The organism is Amycolatopsis sp. EV170708-02-1 (assembly GCF_022479115.1).
In the GTDB taxonomy this organism is placed as follows: Bacteria; Actinomycetota; Actinomycetes; order Mycobacteriales; family Pseudonocardiaceae; genus Amycolatopsis.
In genome coordinates, this window is record NZ_CP092497.1 from 8,339,630 (window position 1) to 8,361,725 (window position 22,096).

The 22,096-nt window shown below is 69.0% G+C and carries 17 protein-coding genes and 1 pseudogene; 4 read left to right on the top strand and 14 right to left on the bottom strand.

Features of this window, described 5'->3' with window-relative positions; translation table 11 throughout:
• Nucleotides 1–2: 2 nt before the first annotated feature.
• The 6 genes from MJQ72_RS37925 to rplM all read right to left on the bottom strand — a co-directional run bounded on the left by MJQ72_RS37925 (nucleotide 3) and on the right by rplM (nucleotide 5,828).
• Nucleotides 3–485 (bottom strand): hypothetical protein, encoded by a 483-nt coding sequence (locus MJQ72_RS37925; RefSeq protein ID WP_240595798.1) that lies wholly within the window; start codon nucleotides 483–485, stop codon nucleotides 3–5.
• A gap of 10 nt (nucleotides 486–495) precedes the next feature.
• Nucleotides 496–2,883 (bottom strand): hypothetical protein, encoded by a 2,388-nt coding sequence (locus MJQ72_RS37930; RefSeq protein WP_240595799.1) that lies wholly within the window; start codon nucleotides 2,881–2,883, stop codon nucleotides 496–498.
• Nucleotides 2,883–3,191, bottom strand: a complete 309-nt coding sequence (locus MJQ72_RS37935) for a type VII secretion target (protein ID WP_240595800.1) — start codon at nucleotides 3,189–3,191, stop codon at nucleotides 2,883–2,885. Before MJQ72_RS37935 ends, MJQ72_RS37930 begins: the two co-directional genes overlap by 1 nt.
• Nucleotides 3,192–3,275: 84 nt before the next feature.
• Nucleotides 3,276–4,610: a phosphoglucosamine mutase gene (gene glmM / locus MJQ72_RS37940; RefSeq protein WP_240595801.1), complete on the bottom strand. Its 1,335-nt coding sequence runs from the start codon at nucleotides 4,608–4,610 to the stop codon at nucleotides 3,276–3,278.
• 256 nt (nucleotides 4,611–4,866) lie between these two features.
• On the bottom strand, nucleotides 4,867–5,361 hold the full coding sequence (gene rpsI / locus MJQ72_RS37945; protein WP_240595802.1) for a 30S ribosomal protein S9: 495 nt from the start codon (nucleotides 5,359–5,361) through the stop codon (nucleotides 4,867–4,869).
• A gap of 14 nt (nucleotides 5,362–5,375) precedes the next feature.
• Nucleotides 5,376–5,828 (bottom strand): 50S ribosomal protein L13, encoded by a 453-nt coding sequence (gene rplM / locus MJQ72_RS37950; RefSeq protein WP_240595803.1) that lies wholly within the window; start codon nucleotides 5,826–5,828, stop codon nucleotides 5,376–5,378.
• 275 nt (nucleotides 5,829–6,103) lie between these two features.
• Between rplM and MJQ72_RS37955 the strand changes: the two genes are divergently transcribed.
• Together MJQ72_RS37955 and MJQ72_RS37960 are read left to right on the top strand one after the other, a co-directional pair.
• A complete protein-coding gene (locus tag MJQ72_RS37955; RefSeq protein WP_240595804.1) occupies nucleotides 6,104–6,994 on the top strand; it encodes a hypothetical protein in 891 nt (296 codons plus the stop codon).
• 3 nt (nucleotides 6,995–6,997) lie between these two features.
• Nucleotides 6,998–7,741, top strand: a complete 744-nt coding sequence (locus MJQ72_RS37960; RefSeq protein WP_240595805.1) for a DUF4333 domain-containing protein — start codon at nucleotides 6,998–7,000, stop codon at nucleotides 7,739–7,741.
• Nucleotides 7,742–7,864: 123 nt separating this feature from the next.
• Here MJQ72_RS37960 and MJQ72_RS37965 read toward each other — a convergent pair whose 3' ends face one another.
• From MJQ72_RS37965 to eccCa, 5 genes are all read right to left on the bottom strand, one after another.
• Nucleotides 7,865–8,149, bottom strand: coding sequence for a WXG100 family type VII secretion target (locus MJQ72_RS37965; RefSeq protein WP_016331114.1), 285 nt, complete (start codon nucleotides 8,147–8,149; stop codon nucleotides 7,865–7,867).
• A 52-nt stretch (nucleotides 8,150–8,201) separates the two neighbouring features.
• A complete protein-coding gene (locus MJQ72_RS37970; RefSeq protein ID WP_076153463.1) occupies nucleotides 8,202–8,522 on the bottom strand; it encodes a WXG100 family type VII secretion target in 321 nt (106 codons plus the stop codon).
• 233 nt (nucleotides 8,523–8,755) lie between these two features.
• Nucleotides 8,756–9,118, bottom strand: a complete 363-nt coding sequence (locus MJQ72_RS37975) for a hypothetical protein (protein WP_240595806.1) — start codon at nucleotides 9,116–9,118, stop codon at nucleotides 8,756–8,758.
• 13 nt (nucleotides 9,119–9,131) lie between these two features.
• Nucleotides 9,132–11,075, bottom strand: coding sequence for a type VII secretion-associated protein (locus MJQ72_RS37980; protein WP_240595807.1), 1,944 nt, complete (start codon nucleotides 11,073–11,075; stop codon nucleotides 9,132–9,134).
• Between the two features lie 68 nt (nucleotides 11,076–11,143).
• Nucleotides 11,144–15,151 carry a type VII secretion protein EccCa gene (gene eccCa / locus MJQ72_RS37985; protein WP_240595808.1) on the bottom strand — a complete coding sequence of 1,336 codons (4,008 nt, stop codon included), beginning with the start codon at nucleotides 15,149–15,151 and terminating at the stop codon, nucleotides 11,144–11,146.
• A gap of 469 nt (nucleotides 15,152–15,620) precedes the next feature.
• Between eccCa and eccD the strand changes: the two genes are divergently transcribed.
• Both eccD and mycP read left to right on the top strand, forming a co-directional pair.
• The gene (gene eccD / locus MJQ72_RS37990; protein ID WP_240601525.1) at nucleotides 15,621–16,985 is read left to right on the top strand and encodes a type VII secretion integral membrane protein EccD; all 1,365 of its coding nucleotides are present in this window, start codon (nucleotides 15,621–15,623) and stop codon (nucleotides 16,983–16,985) included.
• Between the two features lie 23 nt (nucleotides 16,986–17,008).
• A pseudogene (gene mycP / locus MJQ72_RS44960) lies at nucleotides 17,009–18,663 on the top strand (type VII secretion-associated serine protease mycosin).
• Between the two features lie 94 nt (nucleotides 18,664–18,757).
• Here the strand turns inward: mycP and MJQ72_RS38000 are convergent.
• The 3 genes from MJQ72_RS38000 to eccB all read right to left on the bottom strand — a co-directional run bounded on the left by MJQ72_RS38000 (nucleotide 18,758) and on the right by eccB (nucleotide 21,908).
• A complete protein-coding gene (locus MJQ72_RS38000) occupies nucleotides 18,758–19,906 on the bottom strand; it encodes a WXG100 family type VII secretion target (RefSeq protein WP_240595809.1) in 1,149 nt (382 codons plus the stop codon).
• 5 nt (nucleotides 19,907–19,911) lie between these two features.
• Nucleotides 19,912–20,226: a hypothetical protein gene (locus MJQ72_RS38005; RefSeq protein ID WP_240595810.1), complete on the bottom strand. Its 315-nt coding sequence runs from the start codon at nucleotides 20,224–20,226 to the stop codon at nucleotides 19,912–19,914.
• 68 nt (nucleotides 20,227–20,294) lie between these two features.
• Nucleotides 20,295–21,908 (bottom strand): type VII secretion protein EccB, encoded by a 1,614-nt coding sequence (eccB, locus tag MJQ72_RS38010; protein WP_396426907.1) that lies wholly within the window; start codon nucleotides 21,906–21,908, stop codon nucleotides 20,295–20,297.
• Nucleotides 21,909–22,096 lie beyond the last annotated feature (188 nt).

The following is a 22,096-nucleotide window of genomic DNA, read 5'->3' on the forward strand; positions in this document are numbered from 1 at the left end:
GCTCAGGTCGCCAGCCAGTCGGTGTTGGCGAAATCGTCGTCGTCGCCCCGCGCGGCCGCCGCCCGCCGGTGCCGCCCTGCCGGACGCTCCTCCGGAGCGGGCGCCGGAGGCGGCGGGGGTGTCGGCGCAGGAACAGACGGAGCGGGCGGGCGGTACGCGATCGGCGGCTCCTCCGCCGTCCGATACCCGGCCCGGCGCTCGTTCTCGGCCTCGTCCTCTTCGAACCCGAAGTCGCCGTCGTCCTCGACCTTCTCGCTCAGCGTCGACTCGGTCTCCCAGCCGCCGGCGGCCTCCGCGCGCCGCTTCTGCTCGCTTCGCGCCGTCAAGGCCGCGGCCGTCTCCTGCTTGAGCTGGTCGCCCGCGGTCCGGGTCTCCTCGATCGCCTTGGCCGCGCGGTTGTCGACCAGGTACATCCGGTCACCGTTCTCGCGCTCCAGCCCGGCCAGCTTGTGCCGGAGTGTGGCGAGATCCTCCTCAGGATTCACTGACCCCTCCCTAGCGGAAGCCGATGACGCCGTCGTCGTCGAGCGAGCCGCTGATCCGGCTGCCCGTCGTCGTCGCGGTGTCGAAGAGGCCGCCGTCGACCCGGTATCCGCTGGACGTGCGCTGCTGGTCTTCACCGGACCCTTGCCCGCCTCCGGCCGCACCGCCGCCCATCATGCCCATGCCACCCATCATCCCCGCACTGGCCGCGGCCGGATCCTGGGCGCCCCCTCCCGGCGCGGAGCCGAGCCCGGACGACGTCGTGGTCGAGGCTCCGCCGCCGCCGGTTCCGGCCGGATCCGACGCCTCGCCGAGACCGTTGTCCCCACCGGCGAACGGATCGCTCAGCGACTGTGCCGTCGTCGCTTCCGGATCACTTTCCGCCACCACCGGTTCGGCCTGAGCGGGCGCGGAAGCGGGCGCTCCACCACCTGTCCCGCCGGACGTGGTGTCGCGCGGAGGAATCCCCTGCTCGGCCTGCTGACGCGCCGCCTCTTCGACAGGCTGCGCCGCGGCGTGCCGTCCGGCCGCCTGCGGTGTGGCGTCCGGGCTCGCGTGACGGCCGCCTGCGGATTCGTCCTCACCCAAGGTGTACTTCGACGGCTGCCCCGAACCGTCGTCGACGGTCACCAGCGTCGGCCCGTCGGGACCGTTCGGCCGTTCGGCGGTGATCTTGAGGCCGCCGTCCTCGATGTGGATCTTGCCGTCGGGGCCCGGAGTCGCCGGTGGACGCGAGGACGGCTGCTGGTCCGGTCGATAGCCGCCCGCCTGCTCCGGCGTGGCCTTGCCGTCGCCGAAGTCGAGGTCGTAGTCCTTGGCCTGCCCCGTGCCGTCCTGGACGGAGATGCCCATCTTCCCGTCGGCATCGGGTTCGGCCATGGAGATCTTGCGATCGCCCTGCTCGACCGTCACCGGCTCTGGGCGCACGGTGTCCTTGATCGCCTCACCAGTGCGGGGGTCGATCGGATACGGCTCGCCGGTGGCCGGGTCGACGTCGAGCGGCTTGTCCGTGACCGGGTTCTTCTCCTGGCTCGGAACTTCGGGCTTTTCCGGCTCCGGGAGCACGGTGTTGCTCGGCGTCATGCGCCCAGCGCCGCCACCACCGGCCGACGGGCCGCCGCCACCACCGCTCGCGGGCGGGCCGCCACCGCCCTTCTCGACGGGCGGCTTTTCGACCGGCTTCTCGCCGCCCGTTTCCGGGGTCTTGCCCAGATCCGCGAACGGATTCTCGACCACCTGGCCGAGCGAGTCGAAGTACGCCTTCCACGCGCCGTTGATCGCGTCGCGAGTGTTCTTGCACACCAGCTGGAAGTTCTCGATGTGCTTGCCGAACCAGCCGAGGAAGACGTTCTTCAGCCAGGCCACCGCCTGAGGTTTGAGGACCTCGTCGATGGTGCTCTGGTCGATGTCGCCGGCGTCGTCGTTGAACGCGTCCTTGGCTTCGATGCTCAGGAACTTGATGCAGTGGATGATGTCGTTCTGGCTGCACGAGCCGTCGGCGATGCGGATGATGCGCTCGATGTCCTGCGCCGTCGCACCGTCGATGTTGTCGGTGAACCACTTCTGCAGCCACTCGACCTTCTCGCGGCAGAACTTGCCCACCGAGGCGTTGGTCCGCAGAAGCCCGTCGCCCGCGGCCTTGAACGCCTCGGCGACCAGGCCGGTCTTGTCCGAATAGGCCTTCTGATAGGCACGCGCCTGCTCGGCCGCGGCGCCTTCCCAGGTGCCGAGCGAGTTCCCCAGCTTCCCGGAGACGTCCTGCGCGGACCCGGTGACGGCCGTGCCGACCGCGGTGAGCTCCTCCGCGCTCGTCTTGAAGAGGTTGAACGGGATGTTGTCCTGTTCGTGGTACAGCCGCTGAAGCTCGGCGAGGGAGATCGCCGCTCCGCCACCCGCCAATCCCAGCGCGCGGACGTAGAGCGGGTGGAAGATCTCGTAGACCTTGAACCCCGACAGGCCGGGGACCATGATGTCGTTCGAATTCGCGCAGCCCGGATCGGTTTCGGTGGCGCGCCCGGCGATCTCCTGGGTCTTCGCCGCGTCCTTGTTGAGCGCGTCGCGATCACCCTGCCGCCCAGCGGCCTGGTTCGCGTCGTACTTCTCGTGCGCGGTCTTGTAAGCCTTCTGGACGTCTTCGAGGTAGGCGTCGTTGGAGCCGATGTCGCTTTCGGTGATCCAGTCACCGTTCATCGACTTGATGTAGTCCCGGAAGCCGTTCCGTTCGGCTTCGCTGGCGAACCCGCAGCTTTCCGGCGTCTCGTCCTCGATGTAGTCGATGTAGTTGAGGGCGAGCTCGCGTTTGGTGTCGCGATCGATGTTCGGGTCGTTGAGGATCTTCTCGACTTCGGCCCGGCTGGGAATGTCGTGTCCGGTGTCGCCACCGACGTCCGCGAGAGGCATCAGTGCTTCCTCATCTCGGCGGCGTTGGAGTCCTCATTGGACTGGTACAGGTCCTTGGACGCCGCGAGCTTGCGGCCGAACTCGTCCGAAGCCGCGAGATAGCTGCGCGCGCATTTCGCCAGGCGCTGGATGCTCGCGGAGTACCCGCTGAAGTTGTCCCCGTGCGCCGGGCCGAAACTCCCGGCGTTCAGGTTGATCTGCTCGACCGCCCCGATCGGCCCTTCGCAAGCCTGCTTGGGCACGTCCTGCAGGACCTTTGCCGCCTCGTTCAGCTGCGCTGGATCGACCTTGTGCCCTTTACCGGCCACCGTCACCCTCCCCTAGGTATCCGCATACGGAATGTACCGGGCCGGTAACCGCAGCGCAGCGACTTGGGGAGATCGTGAGAGGGGTTACGAGGCGGAGGAGACGACTCCCGCGAGCCTGTCCGCGGCCGCTTGTGCGGTGTCGTGCGCGGGGGCCTCGACCATGACGCGGACCAGCTGCTCGGTGCCCGAGGGGCGCAGCAGGACACGGCCTTCTTCGCCGAGCTCGGCTTCGACGGCGCCGACGGCGTCACGGACCGCGGCCGAGACGGCGACCGCCGCCTTGTCCGCCACCGGGACGTTCACCAGCACCTGCGGCAGGCGGTTCATGACGGCGGCGAGGTCGGCGAGCGACTTGCCGGTGGACGCCATGCGGCTCATCACGCGCAGCGCGGTGAGGAGGCCGTCGCCGGTGGTCGCGTAGGCGGGAAGGACGACGTGACCCGACTGCTCGCCGCCGAGCGCGAACCCGCTCGCGCGGAGCTCTTCGAGGACGTAGCGGTCGCCGACGGCGGTGGTGACGAGGTCGATGCCGTGCGCGCGCATCGCCAGGTGCAGGCCGAGGTTGCTCATCACGGTCGCGACCAGGGTGTTCTTGGTCAGCTCACCGGTCTCGGCGAGGGCGAGGGCGAGGACGGCCATGATCTGGTCGCCGTCGACGAGTTCACCCGCGGCGTCGACCGCGACACAGCGGTCGGCGTCACCGTCGTGCGCGATCCCGAGGTCGGCGCCGTGCTCGACGACGGCCGCGCGCAACGCGTCCGGGTGATTCGACCCACAGTGTTCGTTGATGTTCACGCCGTCCGGGTCGGCGTGGATCGCGATGACCTCGGCGCCGGCCTTGCGGTAGACCTCGGGGGCGGCGAAGGAGGACGCGCCGTTGGCGCAGTCGACGACGACGCGCAGGCCTTCGAGCGGGTGCGGGGTGGCCGACAGCAGGTGCTGGACGTAGCGGTCACCCGCGTCGGGGACGTCCTTCACCCGGCCGACGCCGATCCCGGTCGGGCGGGTGACGGGGGTGGCGAGACCGGCTTCGATCTCGTCTTCGATCCCGTCGGGGAGTTTGTGACCGCCCGCCGCGAAGAGCTTGATGCCGTTGTCGGGCATGGGGTTGTGGGAGGCGGAGATCATCACGCCGAGATCCGCTTCGAGCGCGCCGACCAGGTACGCGACGGCGGGCGTCGGGAGGACGCCGAGGCGGAGCACGTCGGCGCCGGCGGAGGTGAGGCCCGCCACGACGGCGGCCTCGAGCATCTCGCCGCTGGCGCGCGGGTCACGGCCGACGATCGCGACCGGGCGGTGCGAGCGGTCGTGGGCGGCGAGGACGCGGGCGGCGCTGGCGGCGAGCGAGAGCGCCAGCTCCGGGGTCAGCTCCTCGTTGGCGAGGCCACGTACGCCGTCGGTACCGAATAGACGAGCCATCTGTCGACCTCCTTGAAAAACCACCACGACAACCTAGCCAGTGCCCCTGCCTCCCCTCCCGCACCCCCGTTCGCCTTTAGCGGGCTAAACGCGACGCGCGCGACTTTAGCGGGCTAAACGCGACACGCGTGGGGCACGTGTGGCGGGTGTGACAGGTGGGACTGGGGGCGAAGCGGGGCCCGAAGGACCCCGGAAACACGGAAGCGCCCATCCGAGAGACGGATGGGCGCTTCCGCGGGTTGCGCCAGAGGCGCGATCAGCGCTTGCTGTACTGCGGAGCCTTACGGGCCTTCTTGAGGCCGTACTTCTTCCGCTCCGTGGCGCGGGCGTCACGGGTCAGGAAGCCGGCCTTCTTCAGGGCCGGGCGGTCGTCGGCGTCGACCTCGACGAGCGCACGGGCGATCGCGAGACGGAGCGCGCCGGCCTGGCCCGAGATCCCGCCACCGTGCAGGTTGGCGAAGATGTCGAACGAGTCGGGCTTGTCGACCGTCACCAGCGGCTCACGGATGAGCTGCTGGTGCACCTTGTTCGGGAAGTACTCTTCGAGCGTGCGGCCGTTGAGCTTGAACTCACCGGTACCGGGAACGACGCGGACCCGGACGACGGCTTCCTTGCGGCGGCCGACGGTCTGGGCGTTGCCACCGGCGGCGCGCGAAGGACGCGGGGTGGCGGGGGTTTCACTGGTCGCGACGGCGTCACCGACCGCGGGGGTCTCGACAGCCTCGACGGCCTCGGTCTCGGTGCTGGTCACAGACTGTTCCTCACTCACTTCGCGACCTGCGCGATCTTGGAGATCTCGCGCGCCTGCGGCTGCTGCGCGGCGTGCGGGTGCTCGGCGCCGGCGTAGACCTTGAGCTTCTTCGCCTGGGCGCGGCCGAGCTTGTTCTTCGGGAGCATGCCCTTGACGACCTTCTCGAGCAGGTGCTCGGGCTTGGTGTCGAGCAGCTCGCCGAAGGAGCGCTTACGCAGACCACCGGGGTAACCGCTGTGCCGGTACGCGAACTTCTGCTCGCGCTTGTTACCGGTGAGCGCGACCTTCTCGGCGTTGACGATGATGACGAAGTCACCGGTGTCCACGTGCGGGGCGTAGGTCGGCTTGTGCTTGCCGCGCAGCAGCGTGGCGACCTCGGTCGCGAGCCGGCCGAGCACGACATCCTCGGCGTCGATCACGTGCCAGGCACGAGTGACGTCGCCGGGCTTGGGGCTGTACGTGGGCAAGGGTCTACCTCGTCGTCAACATTGCGTGTGGGTTCTGTGCGGGCCTAGCGCTTACGCGCCGCAGCGCACAACGACATATGAAGATACCCCCACGCCCGACCCTACTGCGAAGCGGGGGTCGGTCCGGGGTCCCATACTAGGACCGGCGCCCGGCGGGCGCCCCGCAACTGTACCTCGCCGGTGTGGCGGAACCGCCCACGGCATCATCCTTCGCGGGAGAGGATGAGACGATCCGGACGCGCACCGCGCGCGGGGACTCGATCAGGGGAACGGCGATGAACAAACGTCCAACGACCATCTTGTGCGTGCTGAGCGCCGTGCTGGCGCTGACCACCGCCTGCGGCCAGGGGCGCGCGGGCACGGCCGTGCCGAAGGGCGACGACGCGGCGACCTACGTCGGCACGAAGTTCGAAACGGCGATGAACAAGCTGCAGGACACCATCGGCGACCAGCGCGACGTCACCAGCGAGTCGGGCGCCTACTTCCGCTTCGACGAGAAGTACATCCGCAGCACGATCTCCTCGGCCCGCACCGGTTCACCGGAAGGCCGGGTCAGCCGTCAGCGCTCGCAGAAGAACCCGGACGACAGCATCGACTGGTACACCCCGGGTGACGGGACCGTCGAGTACGTGTACCTCGGCCCCGTCTACAAGAGTCTCGCCCCGACCCCGTGGGTTTCGATGCCGAAGTCCGAAGCCGGGCTGACCATCCCGTGCGCGTGGGTCGGCATCATCACCGCCTGCAAGATGGCGGATGCGATCGCCGTGTCCTACAACGCGGACAAGAAGATCGTGAAGAGCGCCAAAAGTCTTCCGGAGAACCGGATCGAGCTGACCGCCGACATCCCGTTCGGGAAGTTCATGGAGCGGCGGGTGGAGATCCTGCCGACGTCGATCAGCAGCGCGGTCACGGCCGAGATGAAGAAGGCCCCGGTGCGGACCACCGTCTCCCTCAACCCGGACGGGACGCTGAGCCAGATCGTGATGGAGGCCAAGATCGAGGGCGGCGGGCACAAGATCGAGCTGCGCTACGACTTCCGCTTCACCGGCAAGGCGAGCGCGCAGGACCTGCCGAAGCTGCCGGACGCCTCGCAGATCACCGTGCTGCCGGACAAGGCGGCCAAGGACGACTTCAACCGCCGCTTCAACGAGCTGAAGGGTGTCTGAGGCATGACCGAACAGCAGCCACAGCAACCACAACAGCCGCAGCAGTGGTGGCAGCCACCGGCGAATCCCGGGAACCAGCAGCAAGGCTGGCAGCAGGAGAGCCAAGCCACCGGGCCGCATGCCGGCCAGTGGCAGCAGAACGACGCGGGCGCGAACACCGGCTCCTACACCGGGCAATGGCAGCAGCAGCCCGGCGTCACCGGTTCTTTTTCCGGTCCCTGGCAGCAAAGCGGCCCTCCGGCGCCGGGCACGGGATGGCAGCAACCGCAGCAGCAGCCCCTGCCACAGCAGCAGGATTGGCAGGCGCAGCAACAAAGTCCGGCCACTCCCCCGCCGGTGCAGTACGGCGGAGGGTTCCAGCCCGCCCAGCAGGCACCGTCGTCTCAGTACGGCGGGCTCGGTGCCTTCGGGGCGGAGCCCGCGAAGAAGTCCAAGGGCTCCAAGAAGACCTTGATGATCGGCGGGATCGCGGCGGCCGTCGTGGTCGCGGGCGGCGTCGGGGCCTGGCTGCTCGGCGCGTTCGCCGGTGACACCCTCGATCAGAAGTCGGTCCAGGACGGTGTCGTCCGCGTGCTCAACGAGCACTACGGGGAACCGGACGTGAAGAACGTGAGCTGTCCTTCCGGCCAGCCGGTGGAGAACGGCACCACGTTCGACTGCTCGATCGACCTTTCGGGACAGCAGAAGAAAGTCACCGTCCGGGTGCTGAACACCACCCCGGAATTCGAGGTCGGCGCGCCACACTGACCAGGCACGGACACGGAAGAGCCGCGACGGTGAGCGTCGCGGCTTTTCCTTTGACACAAACGAAACGGCGGGCTCGGCATCCGAAGATGCCTGCCCGCCGTTGCTCGTTCGGAGCCGGAAGACTCAGAACAGGCCGGTGACGCCCTGTTCCGTGGCCTGGTAGCCGTCGGCCAGCTGCGGCAGCACGCCGGCGACCTGCGCGAGCAGCTGCTTGAGCTCCTCGAACTTGTTGTCCCACTCCTGCTGAGCGGCCATGTACGCGACCTTCGCGTCACCGTCCCAGGTGTTGACCAGCGGGGACAGGTCGCTCTTCAGCTGCCCGAAGAGGGACTCCAGCTCGCCACCGGTGCTCTTGCAGTCGTCGGCCGCCGCGTGGATCGTGGCGTAATCGACCTTCATCTCGCCCATAAGTTCCTCCAGTAATCAGAAAAAGTCTTGGTTTTGGTGCGGTGTAGCCGAATCAGCCGAGGACGCCGAAGCCCTGGTTGACCGACTTGATGAGCTCCTGCTGCTGCTGCTCGGTCGCGTTGTACTTCGAACCGGCCTGCTCGAGCAGGTCACCGATGTTCTGGAGGGCCTGGTTGAGCCCACGGCCCGCCGAGTCGAAGCGCGTCATCACGTTGTTGAACGCGAGCGCCGCGTCGCCGGTCCAGCCCGCGCGGGTGGCCTCGATGTTGTCGCGAAGCTTGCTCAGGTTCTGGTCCATCGAAACGCGGACCTCGGTCACGCGCTTCTCGGCCTCGGTGAACTGCTCAACTGTCCCGGTAAATCCGCCAGCCATGGGAGCTACCCCCTTCGTTCGTGGTTTATCCGTACTTGGTGAAGTTCGTTTGGTACGGACCTACGACGGAGACACTGCCACGTCTGGTTCCCTCTTGTCGCTCGTTGGTTTCAAGTAGTTGCTTGCGTTAACGCTCCCGGCGGGAACCGAACGCGAGAACCCGGGCAGCGCGCTGCGAATCGCGCCAGGAAAAGGGCTTTCACCACGCGATTTAGCAAACGCACAGGGGTCGGTCAATCGCCTCGGCTCATGATTCGCGACTGCGAAAAGTCCTCGTCGTCGTCACCCACACGTGGCCGTCTGGACACGGGTTCCGGCCGAAGGGGAACCAAATCCGCCGCCGAGGGCAACGCGGGAACCGGAAGACCGGTGCTCGCGCGGAACCGTTTCGCGGCGTTCCGGACGACGGCGGGAGTCGGCGCGGTCTCGCCGCCCGCGAGCCGTCCCTTGCCGAATTGCTTCGCCAGTTCGGCGTTCTCGCCCCGGCGGCGTTCATAGCGCGCCTTGGCCGTACGGGCGACCTGCCGGGCGTAGGTGACCGCGTCGCGTCCTGTGCGCGCGAAGTGCTCGGCGGCGGTCTCGGGTTCGGGTGGCATGAGGCCTCCCCCTTCAGTTGACGACCACCATCGTTTTGACGACCTGCTCGCAGGCCGCGCTCACCCGCTGTTCGTGCGGTGAGCCGGTGCCGTACTGGCAACCGATGTGGACGCGGATCTTTCCCTGGGCGACGACGTACCAGTCGACGCGGGCACTCGGTTTGGTCTCGCGGTAGTAGATGACGGACTTGCCGGCGTACTGCGCGGCGCCGTTGAAGCCGCTGTACTTGTCCGGTTCCAGCCGGGCCAGGCCGCCGAGTTCGTCGACGAGCTTCTGTCTGTCGGCCGTCGCGTCGTAGTCCATCACGTTCTCCTGGGCGACCACGAGGTCGTCGCCGGTGAGGGAGTCGCTCGGATGGATCACCACCTGACGCTTGGCGACGCGGTCGTCGGTCTGCGTCCAGTCCAGCGGCGCGATGAAGCGGTAGTCGTACTGGGCGAGCGTCCGGCCTTCCGGCTCGGCCTCCCCGCTGGTGACCGCGAAGAGGATGCCACCGGCGATCGCCGCCACGGCCACCACGGCCGCGGCGATGATCCAGGGCGTCTTCTTGCTCTTCCCGCCGCGCTCGGCGGGTTTGGTCTCACGGGCGGGCTCACCCGGCCGCCACGGCGGCGGGTGCGCGACCCCCTGCTGGCCCATCGGCGGCGACGGCGGCCCCTGCGGCCGCGTCGCGTTTAGCGGGCTAAACGCGCTCTGCGGCGGCGGGCCGGGAGGAAACGGGGGACGCGGGGCATCGGGACGCCGGTCGGCGGGGGCGGGCGCGGGGGCACCGCCGACCCGGGAGACCGCGGAGCCCGCCAGGGAACCCGTCCGGTCCGGGTCGATCAGCACGGCACGCAGGGCGCCGCGGGCGACCACGGTCTCCGGCTGGTCCAGCGTGGTGGGGACGACCCCGGTCCGCTCGTGCACCAGCCGGGACACCATCGGGATCCGGCTCGACCCGCCCACGAGGAAGATCGCCGTCAGCTGCTTCGGCCGCAGCCCGGAATCGCCGATCGCGGCCACGGTCAGCTCGACCGCGCGCCCGAGCGGGCCCGCGATCAGCCGCTCGAGATCCTCCCGGGTCACATGCGCGTCGGCGAACGGCGGCGGCATCGGGACGTCGGTGTACGCGTGCCGCGACAGCGTCTCCTTCGCGCCGCGCACGTCCTGCCGCAGCACGCGGCGACGTCGCCTGTCCGTGAGCTCACGGCCCTCGACGAGCTTCCGCCATTCCGGCGGATCGGCGGCCGACACCAGCGAACCCACGTGCTCCAGGAGCGCCTGATCGACGTCCGCTCCCCCGAAGCTCGGATCCCCCCGGGTGGCCAGCACCTGGAACCCGGCGCGTTTAGCGGGCGAACTGCGATCCGCCGGGCTGCCGGGCATGCGCTGCACCACGGAGACGTCGACGGTGCCCCCGCCGAGGTCGAGGACCGCCAGCGCGTCGCCGGGGCGGCCGCTGAACTCGACGGTGCGTTCGGAGTTGAGATCGGCCGGGGCGAACGTCGCCGCGTGGTACACCGCCGCGGCGACCGGCTCCGGCACCAGCGCGACCTGACGCGCGAGCCCGCTCGCCGCCTGCCGGAGCAGCCGGGTGCGGGTCGCGCCCCAATCCGCGGGATGGGTCAGGACGAGCAGCTCGACCTCGGCGTCACCGGCGAGCCGTCGCGCCTCGGTCACCGCGCGTTTCAGCACGGCGTGGACGACGTCGGTCACGCGCAGGACGTTGTCGCCCAGCAGCAGGTCGCCTTCGTCGATCCGGCGCTTCGGGTTCGGCTCGTAGCGCGACGGATCGACCGCCGCCTGCCGTTCCGCCTCCTGGCCGACGAACAGCGTCCCGTCCGGCGCGGCGTAGACCGCCGACGACATCAAGGGCTGCCCGTCCACCACGACGACCTGCGGCTCGCGGCCGTTGATCGAAGCGACTACGCAGGTGCTCGATGTCCCGAAGTCCACCGCAACCCGCACTGTCACAAGCCACTCCCGCAGATCGTCGTCGTCACCCCGAGCCCGGCCGGTACCTCACCTGGTTCCGCGGGAGGTCAGTCCGGCTGGATCCACGAGACCTGCATGAGCTGCTTGCCGTGCTTCCGGGTCACGAGGTTTCCTCGACCCGGCGGCATCTGGCTCGGCTTCACGTTGGCGACGAGGTTGCCCTCGTCCCGCGAGCCGTTCATGACCATACCGGGCGCCGCGATCTCCCTGAGCTTGCCGAGGATCGGGTCGAACATCGCCCGGCTCGCGCCACCACTGCGGCGGACGACGACGATGTGCAGACCGACGTCCTTCGCCTGCGCGAGGAACTCGGCGAGCGGCTTCAGCGGGTTGCTCGTCTGCGTGGCGACCAGGTCGTAGTCGTCGACGATGATGAACAGCTCCGGACCGGTCCACCAGGACCGGGTCTTCAGCTGCTCCTGCGTCACGTCCGGACCGGGGAGCCGCCGGGTCATCGACCCGTGGACGTCCTTGACCATGCTGTCGAGCTGCGCGGCGGACACCGCGTAGCCGAGCAGCTGGTCTCCGCCGACGAAGCCGAGCATCGTGCGGCGGTAGTCGACGAGGATGATGACCGCTTCCTGCGTCGTGTACCGCTCGGTGATACCCCGGGTGATCTGGCGCAGCAGGTTCGTCTTGCCCGACTCGCCGTCCGCGAACGCGTAGAAGTGCGAATCGGCCGCGAAGTCGAGGTAGATCGGCTGGAGGTCTTCCTCGTTGACACCGATCGGCACCAGCTTCGTGTTGCGCTTGGAGTCGATGGCCAGGACCTCGTCGTAGGTGACCATCTCCGGCAGCAGGCGGACCTGCGGCGCCGGGCGGCCCTTCCACGCGGCCTTGATCTTCGCCACCGCGTCGGCGACACCGGCGGCGACGTCGTCCGGGTTGCTCGATCCGTCGATCCGCGGCAGACCGGTCAGCAGGTGCAGCTTGTCCCTGGTGAGACCGCGGCCGGGGCGGCCGGCCGGGACGTTCACCGCGACCCGGCGGTCGATGTCCGACTCGCTCGGGTCACCGAGGCGGAGCTCGAACCGGGTACCGATCATGTCCTTGATCGCCGGGCGGATGTCCGCCCACCGGTTCGCGGCGATGATGACGTGCACACCGTAGGAAAGACCCTGGGTGGCGAGCTTGGTGATCGAGGTCTCCAGCTCGTCGAAGTCGTCCCGCAGGGCCTTCCAGTTGTCGACGATCAGGAAGGCGTCGCCGAAGGCGTCTTCCTCGGGCTTGATCTCGCCCCGCCGCTTGCGGTTGCGGAACTCGTTCATCGAGTCGATGCCCATGGCACCGAACCGGCCTTCCCGCTCGGTGAGCAGGGTGGTCAGTTCGGCGACGATCCGGCGGGCCTTGTCCGGCTCGCGCCGGGCGACGGCGACCCCACCGACGTGCGGCAGGCCCTGGAGACCGGCCAACGTACCGCCACCGAGGTCGAGCGCGTAGAACTGCGCTTCCTCGGGGGTGTGGGTCAGCGCCATCGACATGATCAGCGTCCGGAGCATGGTCGACTTGCCCGACTGCGGGCCGCCGACGATCACACCGTGCCCGGCGCCACCGGAGAAGTCGGCCCACAACAGGTCACGACGCTGCTCGTACGGGCGGTCGACGATGCCCATCGGCACCTGCAGCCGTCCGTTGCCGAAGAACCCGACCGGGGAAAGACCGCGGTCATCGGTGGGGTTCAGGTTCGGCAGCAGGGTGTCGAGCGAGTTCGGCTCCTTGAGCGGCGGAAGCCACACCTCGTGCGCGGGCGGGCCCTGGCCGATCAGCCGGGACACGATCACGTCGAGCTCACTGGGCTCGACGGCCTCTTCCGACTTCGCCTCCTCGACGGGCGCGGCCTCGATCTGCTGCGGCTCCGGTTCCTTCGGCAGTTCGACGAAGTCCGGGACGAACAGCTGCGGGCGCTTGTCGGCGCGGACCACGGTCGCGACCGGACCGGCCGCCTTGATGCCCGCGGGCCGGTACGGGCCCGAGACGTAGGAGGCCTTGAAGCGGACCAGCGTCGACGTGTCGTACTTGAGGTAACCGCCACCCGGCACGGACGGCAGCTCGAACGCGTCGGGCACGCCGATCGCGGCACGGGATTCCGCGGCGGAGAACGTCTTCAGACCGATGCGGTAGGAAAGGTGCGAGTCGAGACCGCGCAGCTTTCCCTCTTCCAGGCGCTGCGACGCGAGGAGCATGTGCATCTGCAGTGACCGGCCCAGACGGCCGATGGCGACGAACAGGTCGATGAAGTCCGGCTTCGCGGCCAGCAGCTCGGAGAACTCGTCACAGACGATGAAGAGCGCGGGCAGCGGGTCGAGGTCGGCGCCGTTCTCGCGGGCCTTCTCGTACTCCCAGACGTTCTTGAAGTTACCGCCGTTCTTCAGCGCCTCCTGGCGCCTGTTCATCTCGCCGGCGAGCGCGTCCTTCATGCGGTCGACCAGCGTGACCTCGTCCGCGAGGTTGGTGATGACCGCGGAGACGTGCGGCGCGGAGTCCAGACCGAGGAACGTCGCACCACCCTTGAAGTCGACGAGGACGAAGTTCAGCGTGCTCGACGAATGCGTGGCGAGCATGCCCAGCACCAGCGTGCGGAGGAACTCCGACTTACCGGAACCGGTCGCCCCGATGCACAGGCCGTGCGGGCCCATGCCCTCCATCGCGGCTTCCTTGATGTCCAGCTCGACCGGCTGGCCGTACTCGCCGACGCCGAACGGGACGCGGTAGCGGTCTCGCACCGGGCGCGGCCGCCAGGCCTGCTGGACGTCGAAGGTCATCGGGTCGCCGGGGATGCCCAGCAGTTCGAGCAGACCGGGGTTGGACAGCAGCGGCTCTTCCTCGGCGGCGTCCTGCGCGGCGGTGCCGACGCGGTACGGGGCGAGGAGGCGGGCCAGCGCTTCGGCCTCGACCACGCTGAGCGTGTCCGGACGGCCGAACCACTCGACGCCGCCGGCGCTGCGCGCGCCGAGCCGGTCCTCCTCGACGACCAGCCGCAGACCACGACGGGCCGCGAGGTTGCCGATGGAGTCGGAAAGGTCGATCAGGGTGACGCCGACCAGACCCTCTTCGAGGATGATCTGCTCTTCGCGGGTGACCTCGGCGTCGTCGACGATGATGACGACGTGCGGCTGGTCCGGTGCCGGTGTCGCGTTGCGGGAGAACCGCTGGCGGTCACGGAGTTCCTCGTCGAGCCACTGCTCGATCTGCGCGAGCGAGCCCGCCATCATCCGCAGCTGGCCGATACCGTCGGCGAGCGCCGGGTGCTGGGCGTGCGGCAGCCACTTCGCCCACTCCCACTCCTCCTTGGCGCGGCCGGCCGTGGCGACCGCGATGAGGACGTCGTCGGGGCTGTGGAAGGTGACCAGCTGGGCCAGCATCGCCCGGGTGAGGCCGCGGGTGAGGCCGCGGTCGCCCTGCATGCTGACCGCGGCGAACCCGCGGAGGGTGATCTGGGTCGGGAGGTCCGGGACGATCGAGTGCGCGCGGACGAACCGGCGCAGCGCGAGCGTGGCGATCGGCTCCAGTTCGTCGACCGGGCCGGTCTGCGGCGGCACGAGCCGCGTCGCGAGACGGTGCGAGCTGCGGCCGACACGGAGGTGGAGGAAGTCCTGGTCGTTCTGGCGGCGTTCCCACATGCGGCGGCTCGCGGCCAGCGACCACAGGGTCTGCGGGTCGGGGTGGACCCATTCGAGAGCGGCGCGCTGGTCGACCATGGCCTCGCGGGCCCTGTCACGCATCTGGCCGAGGTAGCGCAGGTAGTCCTTGCGGTCCTCGTCCATCTCGGCCTTTTTGGCGCCGCCGCCCTTGCCCGCGCCGCCGGCCATCATGCCGACGGTGCTGAGCACCATCATGCCGCCCATCATCATCATCATGGGATTGCGTCCACCCGTGGTGAACATGAAGACCATCATCCCGATCGAGGCGACGATCATCACCGCGGGAAGCAGCTTCATGACGATGTTGCCCGGGATGGTGCGGGGCACCTCAGGCGGCGGTTCGAGATGCACCTCGCCGCCCGGCGGCCGCGGCGCCGCCAGGCGCGGTGACTTCTTGAACTGCAGCGTGCTCATCGAAGGACCCCTCTTCAAACTCGACGATGGCGGCCACCGTTGGTGCGCGTACGGGTGCGCGAGACAACCTATCGAACGTGGCCGGTGAAATCCGGACAACGCCGAGAACGGCCCCGACCGGGACCATACGCATGTCGGGAGTGTAGGGCTCCGGCCGCGCCGACGTGCGTTTAGCGGCCTAACTGCGATCCGGCCGCCCCGACGCCCGACGTGCGTTTAGCCCCCTAATCGCGATCCGGCGGTCTGGGGGCACCCAGGTGCCCGGGGCTCGGGCGCGTCACGTTTAGCCCGCTAAAGTCGACGCGCCGGCAGCCGGTGAGCGGGGCTCGGAGGTCGCCTCTCCTACTTTTGCCGGTCTTTTTCCGACAGTCGATGATGTGGGCACCCGGGTTCGGTATAGGTTCCCCCGGGAGCAGACTCTCAGGGCAGGGGGAAGGCAGTGGCAACGGGCACGACGGTATTCAGCAGGGTGACGGTGGTCGCGCCACGCACCCGGATCGACGTGGCTTTGCCGGCTGACGTCGCGGTGGCGGACCTGCTGCCCATGCTGTTGGAGATGGCGAAGGAGGCGACGCCGGACGGCGGCGCCCGCCACGGCGGCTGGGCACTGGCGAAGCTGGGCGACGCGCCACTCGACCCGAGCCGGACCCTCGCGTCCCTCGGTGTCGTCGACGGCGAGCTGCTTCAGCTGCGCAAGCGCAACGAGAACCCGCCGCCCCCGCTGTACGACGACGTCGTCGACGCGATCGCCGAGTCTTCCCCGGACAGCTTCCGGCCGTGGACCAAGGAGACGGCGCGCCGCTTCGGGCACATCGCGGGCGGCTTGGCGCTGTTCTTCGCGGCCCTCGCGCTCTTCACCAGTGGCTCTTTCTACGGCGGCAACGCACTCGCCGCCGCGATCGCCGGCGGTGTCGGCGCCATCGCGTGTGTCGCGATCGGCGCGACCCTGGCCAAGGCCTACAAGGCCGAGGCGACCGGTGTGCTGATCGCCGCGGCGGGCGGTCTGCCGCTGGCGTTCGTCAGCGGGTTCTACATCGTGCCGGGGCTGTCCCTGTGGGCGAACCTGCTGCTCGCGAGCGCTCTCGTGATCATCGTGGCGGCGGTCTGCATCCTGGTCATCGGGCACGGGATCACCACCTTCATCGCGGCCGCGACGACGGCCACGATCTCGGCGCTGACGTTCCTGGCCGCGACGCTCATCGACACCCCGATCGCCGGTGTCGCCGCCGGCGCCACCGCGTTCTCGCTGGCCTGCATCTCGATCCTGCCCCGCGCGACGATCAAGCTCGCGGCCCTCCCGACGCCGCACGTTCCCGGCAGCGCCGAAGAGCTCAAGGAAGACTCGGGCTTCCCGGACTACCGCGCCATCGAACGCCGCACCGCGGTCGCCCACGAGTACATGACCGGTCTGCTGACCGGTTGCGGCGCGGCCACGGCGCTGTTCGCGATCATCGCCTCGACGTCGCCGACGATCTTCGGCCCGATCCTCGGCGTGATCGCCACGCTGGTCCTGCTCCTCAGGGCGCGGGCGTACGCGAACGGCGCGCAGGCCATCGCCCTGCTGACCACCGGCATGGTGTCCGGCGCGGGCATCCTGCTCGGCTGGATGTGGTCGGCGAGCCCGCTGAACCGCGTTCTGTTCGTGTTCGGCGCGCTGCTGCTGATCGGCGCCGGCGCGCTCGTGGTCGGCGTGATCTTCCCGAACCAGCGCTTCTCGCCGCCGCTGCGGCGGACCGTGGAGATCTTCGAGGCCGTCTTCATCGCGACGGTGCTGCCGCTCGCTCTCGGCGTCATGGATCTCTACACGACGCTGCGCCACCTCAACTTCAAGTGACGACCCGATCGGATGATGCTCTGATGGCCGTAGCGCGGAAGTCCAGGGGGACGCGCGTCCGCCACCTCGGCCTCGCCGGACGTACCGGAACGGTGCTGCTGGCGGCCGGTATCGGTGTTCTCTCGCCGGCGTCGGTGGCGCTTCCCGCGTGGGCGCAGCAAAGCAGCGTCGCGCCGGACGCCGGCGGCTACTACGCGACCCCGCCGCCGGTGGACAAGTCCAAGAAGCCGACCGACGAAGGCAAGCCGGACAAGACCTACGAGAAGAAGACCGAGTGCGTCCAGCGCAGCAAGCTCGGCGGCGACCAGGTCGACATCAAGAACCGGCCATGGGGTCAGCAGTATCTGCAGATCGAACGGGTGCATCAGCTGATGCGCGGCGCCACCGGTTCTGTCGGCGCGAACGTCAAGGTCGCGGTGATCGACACCGGCGTCTACCCGCACCCATACTTCAAGAATCCCGTCGAGGCGGGTGGTGACTACGTCGCGACTCCCGGCGGCGGCAAGGGGCCCGGGCTCGAAGACTGCGACGGCCACGGCACCGAAGTGGCGGGAATCATCGCCGCGAACCCGCCCGACGCGAGCGTCGGATTCCGAGGGGTCGCGCCGGACGCCACGATCATGTCGATCCGTCAGTCCAGCCAGAACTACGAGGAAGCGGAGAAGAAGCCTGAGCCGCCGCCTTCGCCGCCGTCTTCCAACTCGGCTCCGCCTCCTTCGTCGAACAATCCTGGTTCTCAGCTGCCGCCGTCCTCCGGGAACGGCACTGGCGGCGGCGCGGCGGACGGAACGGCGCCGGGGCAGGACAAGGGCGGACGGCAGCAGGAACAGGGCAAGACCGCGGGCACGCTGAAGACGCTCGCGCAGGCCGTGGTCCGGGCCGTCGACAAGGGCGCCAACGTGATCAACATGTCGGTCGACAACTGCCGCCCGGCCACCGGAAGCATCACCGAGGGCGAGCAGCAGCTTCAGGCGGCGGTGAACTACGCCGTCGATCACGACGTGGTCGTCGTCGCGGCGGCGGGCAACGTCGGCGACAAATGCCCGCAGAACGATCAGCCGGACCCCAAGTCCCCCAAGATGATCGTCACGCCGCCGTGGTTCGCCGACGATGTCCTTTCGGTCGCGGCGATCGACGACACCGGCGGCGTGGCGGAGTTCAGCGTCCACGGTCCGTGGGTGAGTGTCGCCGCCCGGGGACCAAGATCATTTCGCTGGACCCGGCCGAGGGATCCAGCAGCCTGGCCAACCTGACCATCGAGGGCAACGGGCAGCCCGGCGAAATCCAGGGGACGAGCTTCGCCGCCCCGTATGTCGCCGGTGTGGCCGCTCTGGTGCGCGCGAAGTTCCCGGGACTGAAGGCTCGTGACGTGATGACCCGGATCAAGGAGACGGCACAGCACCCCGCGGCGCCGGGCGGACGGGACAACTTCGTCGGTTTCGGCGTCATCGACCCGATCGCGGCGCTGACGGCGATCGTGCCGTCGGAGGCGGACAAGGCCAAGCCGGTCCAACTGCCCGCGAACCTGCCGCCCGCGAACGACCGTGACCCCGCCCCCATGATCGTCGCGCTCGCCGGAACCGGCGGGGGCCTGGTGGCGCTGCTCGTCACGCTGTTCGTGGTGCACTCGGTCCGCCGCAACCGGCCGACCGCCTCACCAGGCCGCAAAACCCCGTAGCACTTGCGTTTAGCGGGCTAAACGCGATCCGGGCTCGCCTCAGAGCCGCCCAGATCGCGTTTAGCCCGCTAAAGTCGCTCGGCCCCCTGGGGCTCTACTTGGCTGGCTTGGGCTTCGGAGCGGGCTTCGGCGGGGTCTCGTCCTCGCCGATCACGGGCGGGACGACCTGGCCGGGCTCACCGACCACATCGGACGGCTTCGAGGCGGGCCGCGTCTTGGACTGGTGAGCCGTCTGGCCACCACCGCCCATACCGCCCATCCCCATCATGGGCGCCATCCCCATCGGCATCATCGCCGAGCCGGCCCCGGCGACACCCGATCCATGAGCCGGAGCGGCCTGGACGGGCGCGACCTCCGGGATCAGCGCCTGCCCTTGCTCGATCAGCGGTTCCTGCGATCCGGTCTGCCTGCCTTCGGCCGCGGACGGCGACGTCGATTGGTCGTCGGACGCGGCATCGGAATCGGCCTCGGCGGTGGCCTTCTCCTGGACCGGTGCACCCGGCGCCTCGGAATCGTCGTGAAGCTTGAATTCGTCCTGCGGGTACCGGTGAGTGATCTCGATACTCCGCGAGCCGGCGTCAGGATCGTCGACGCCGTCACAGAACCGCGCGAAGCCCTCGAGGACGTTGCGAGCGGCTTCGAAGAGCGCCTTCGCCGACTCCTGCGCCTCCTCCAGCTGGGTTCGCGCCCGCCGGACACCGCCGACCGGCAGCATCGCGGTCTCGGAGGTCAGTTCCGCCGTGTCGACGAGAACCTCGACGAGGTCGGTCAGGATGCGACGGATCGACAGCACCAGTTCGTCGAGCGAACTCGCCAGCGTCGTGAGGGCGTCTTCGACGTCAGAGCCCGCGGCGTGGATGTCCACGATGTACGCGACGAACGCGTCGGCGTCCTTGCCGGACCACCCCGCGTCGAGGCGCCCGAGGTCCTCGGACAGCTCCTTCGAAACGTTGCCCGCGGTCTTCGCCGCTTTCCGGAGGAGATCCGCCTCGTTCTTCAAGTCCTCCCAGCGCCCCACCAACGGGGTCAGGTAGGTCTCGACCGGATCGATCAGCCCCAGATGGCCGGACAGCTCCGAGACGAAGGCGAGATGCGGTGCCGCGGCCTCGACCAGCTCCTCTCCGCCCGAGCCCGTCGCGTTTAGCGGGCTAAACGCGCTCGGGGGCGGCTCCGGTGCGGCCGGGCGGGCGGCCGCCATCGGGTGCGGGATGGAATCCGTCGGGTTCTCCGATTCGGCGATCATGCGGTTCAGAGCTCCACGGCGCGCTTGATCATCTGCGCTGCCTCGTCGTCGTGCCCGGCATGCCGCGCGGTCACGGTGTGCAGGGCCTCGGACGCCGACCTCAGCGCGGCCGCGCCCTCCACGAGCTGACGCTGGATGGCCTCGGCCGCACGCCGATAAGACGCACCGAGGCCCAATTCCTCCCCCAGCGTGCCGTGGGACTCGACGGTGACGCCCTCACCGGTCACCTCCGCGGCCGCCAGGTCGAGCTCTCCGGCGGCCGCGTCCACCCGCTTCGCATAGTCACCGACGACGCTGCCGTCGATCTTCAGGCCGGCCACTGCACCCTCCACTCACCCGATACCGCTCGGGCGTTGAGACGCTCGCGCCGTCCGGTGGGTTCCCGTGATCAGTTACCCGCCGGAGCCTGCTGCGACTGCGTGGCGACCGAACCGGCCCTGTCGTCGATCGGCACCGTGTCGAAGGTCCGGAGCACGTCCTGCGTGTTCAGCGAAGCACCGGTGGGCAGGATCCTGACGATGGCCTCGGGCGCCGGAACGCGCTTGTTCAGCCCGATCGAATCCGCCGTCACGGCGTCGGGGACGCCGTAACGGATCCCGCGATCGGAGATCAGCTGGATCGGCCCCTTGTCGAAGGTCTCCTTGCCGGTCGCCGACTGGACGACGGCCGCGAAACCGGGCTCCATGTAGAAGCTGTTGATCGGCGCGCCGACCGGACCGGGGGTACCGATCTTGACGCCGGGCGCGGATCCGTCGGCGTTCCTGCCCTTCGGCAGCTTGTCGTCGACGAACACCGCCGTGTGCCCGTCCCGGCCGGCGCCCTCGCCCGTGATGGACCAGCTCAAGCAGGAGACCCGGGAACCCTGGGTCGCGTTGAGCACCGTCGGCACGGTCTGCGGGTAGGCGTCGAGCTCGACGACCTGGGAGACACGCGTGAGGTTGCGGATCTTGCCCAGCGGCACGGACATGACCGAAGTGCTGCCGTCGTTCTTCCCGGTCTGCACGATGTCGGCGACCGCGGGGGAAATGGCCTGGATTCCTTCCTTCGTGATGAGGTAGAAGTCCTTCCGCCCTTCGGCCTGCTCCGTCGAGAAGACGTCGCCGACCTTCATGCCCTCGATCTCGTAGTTGGGGCTCTCGCCCTTGCCCGGGACCTCCGGGAGCTTCAGCTCCGGCACCTCGGGGATCGCGTCCAGCAGGCCCTGGGAGATACCGCGCGGCTGATCGGACAGCTTCAGCGCGGAACGGACGGCGCTCGCGTCGGGCTTGATCTCGGCCTTGACGGCGTTCGCGTTCCGGGCGTTGGGATCCGGCGTCTGCCGGTAGATCAGGTACTCGCGGCCGTTGGCGCCCTTGGCCAGCAACGCCTCGTTCTGGCCGAGTTCACGGTTGCCGAGCTGCTTCACGCCCGCGTAGACGGTCGTCTCCGTCTTCGAGAGATCCGGCTGGGGCACCGTCGGGTCGTACATGACCTCGTCGCAGACGCCCCAATCCGGGGAGACGCGCTGGGTGTCCGTCGGCATCAGCTGCGGGCCGTTCGGAATGCCCATGAGCTGGCCGCGGGGAATGTTCTTCAGCTGTTCATCCGAAACGACTGTGGGGTTCTTCACTTCGGAGGCCTGCGCGGGCCCGGAAGGCTTGCTCCCCGCCTGCTGCGCCCCTTGTTTCGACTGCGCGATGATCAGCAGCCGCGCGGAGGCGAGGTTGAAGGTCGGGATCAGTTTCTTCGGGTTCCCGGCGACGACGTACACCGTTCCGGACTGTTCGCCGATGACGATGTTGCCCGCGTCCGGCACGGAGGGCTTCGGGCTCAGCAGGCCCCAGATGACGAAGACCAGGACGCCCAGCGCGGCCAGCACGACACCCACGATGGTGGCCCGCGTGTGTGTGCGCATCGGGTCGTGGAGCATGACGGCGTCGCGACGGACCAGCGCGGATTGCATCCGTCGCAGAACGAACTGATAAGCCTGAACTTGAGACTTAGTAGTCGGTGTTGATGGCATTCTCGACCTACAGTCCTCCCCGTCGCGGTACGGTTCCGCAGGATAGCCGTACGGGGACCGTCTGGTGTGGGGTTTCTACCAACTCCAGCTAGTGTCAAGTTCCTCGGGACCGGCTTTCCGGGTACGCAGCAAGCACGAGGGGAAGAGAAAGCGCGGATGTCCGTCACCACTCCTCCACGTCCGCCCGG

Excerpts from the sequence above, each read along its gene's own strand:
- MJQ72_RS37930 (WP_240595799.1), bottom strand. The coding sequence starts at position 2,883 with ATGCCTCTCGCGGACGTCGGTGGCGACACCGGACACGACATTCCCAGC.
- glmM (WP_240595801.1), bottom strand. The coding sequence starts at position 4,610 with ATGGCTCGTCTATTCGGTACCGACGGCGTACGTGGCCTCGCCAACGAG.
- MJQ72_RS37955 (WP_240595804.1), top strand. The coding sequence starts at position 6,104 with ATGAACAAACGTCCAACGACCATCTTGTGCGTGCTGAGCGCCGTGCTG.
- MJQ72_RS37960 (WP_240595805.1), top strand. The coding sequence starts at position 6,998 with ATGACCGAACAGCAGCCACAGCAACCACAACAGCCGCAGCAGTGGTGG.
- MJQ72_RS37965 (WP_016331114.1), bottom strand. The coding sequence starts at position 8,149 with ATGGGCGAGATGAAGGTCGATTACGCCACGATCCACGCGGCGGCCGAC.
- MJQ72_RS37970 (WP_076153463.1), bottom strand. The coding sequence starts at position 8,522 with ATGGCTGGCGGATTTACCGGGACAGTTGAGCAGTTCACCGAGGCCGAG.
- MJQ72_RS37975 (WP_240595806.1), bottom strand. The coding sequence starts at position 9,118 with ATGCCACCCGAACCCGAGACCGCCGCCGAGCACTTCGCGCGCACAGGA.
- eccCa (WP_240595808.1), bottom strand. The coding sequence starts at position 15,151 with ATGAGCACGCTGCAGTTCAAGAAGTCACCGCGCCTGGCGGCGCCGCGG.
- MJQ72_RS38000 (WP_240595809.1), bottom strand. The coding sequence starts at position 19,906 with ATGATCGCCGAATCGGAGAACCCGACGGATTCCATCCCGCACCCGATG.
- eccB (WP_396426907.1), bottom strand. The coding sequence starts at position 21,908 with ATGCCATCAACACCGACTACTAAGTCTCAAGTTCAGGCTTATCAGTTC.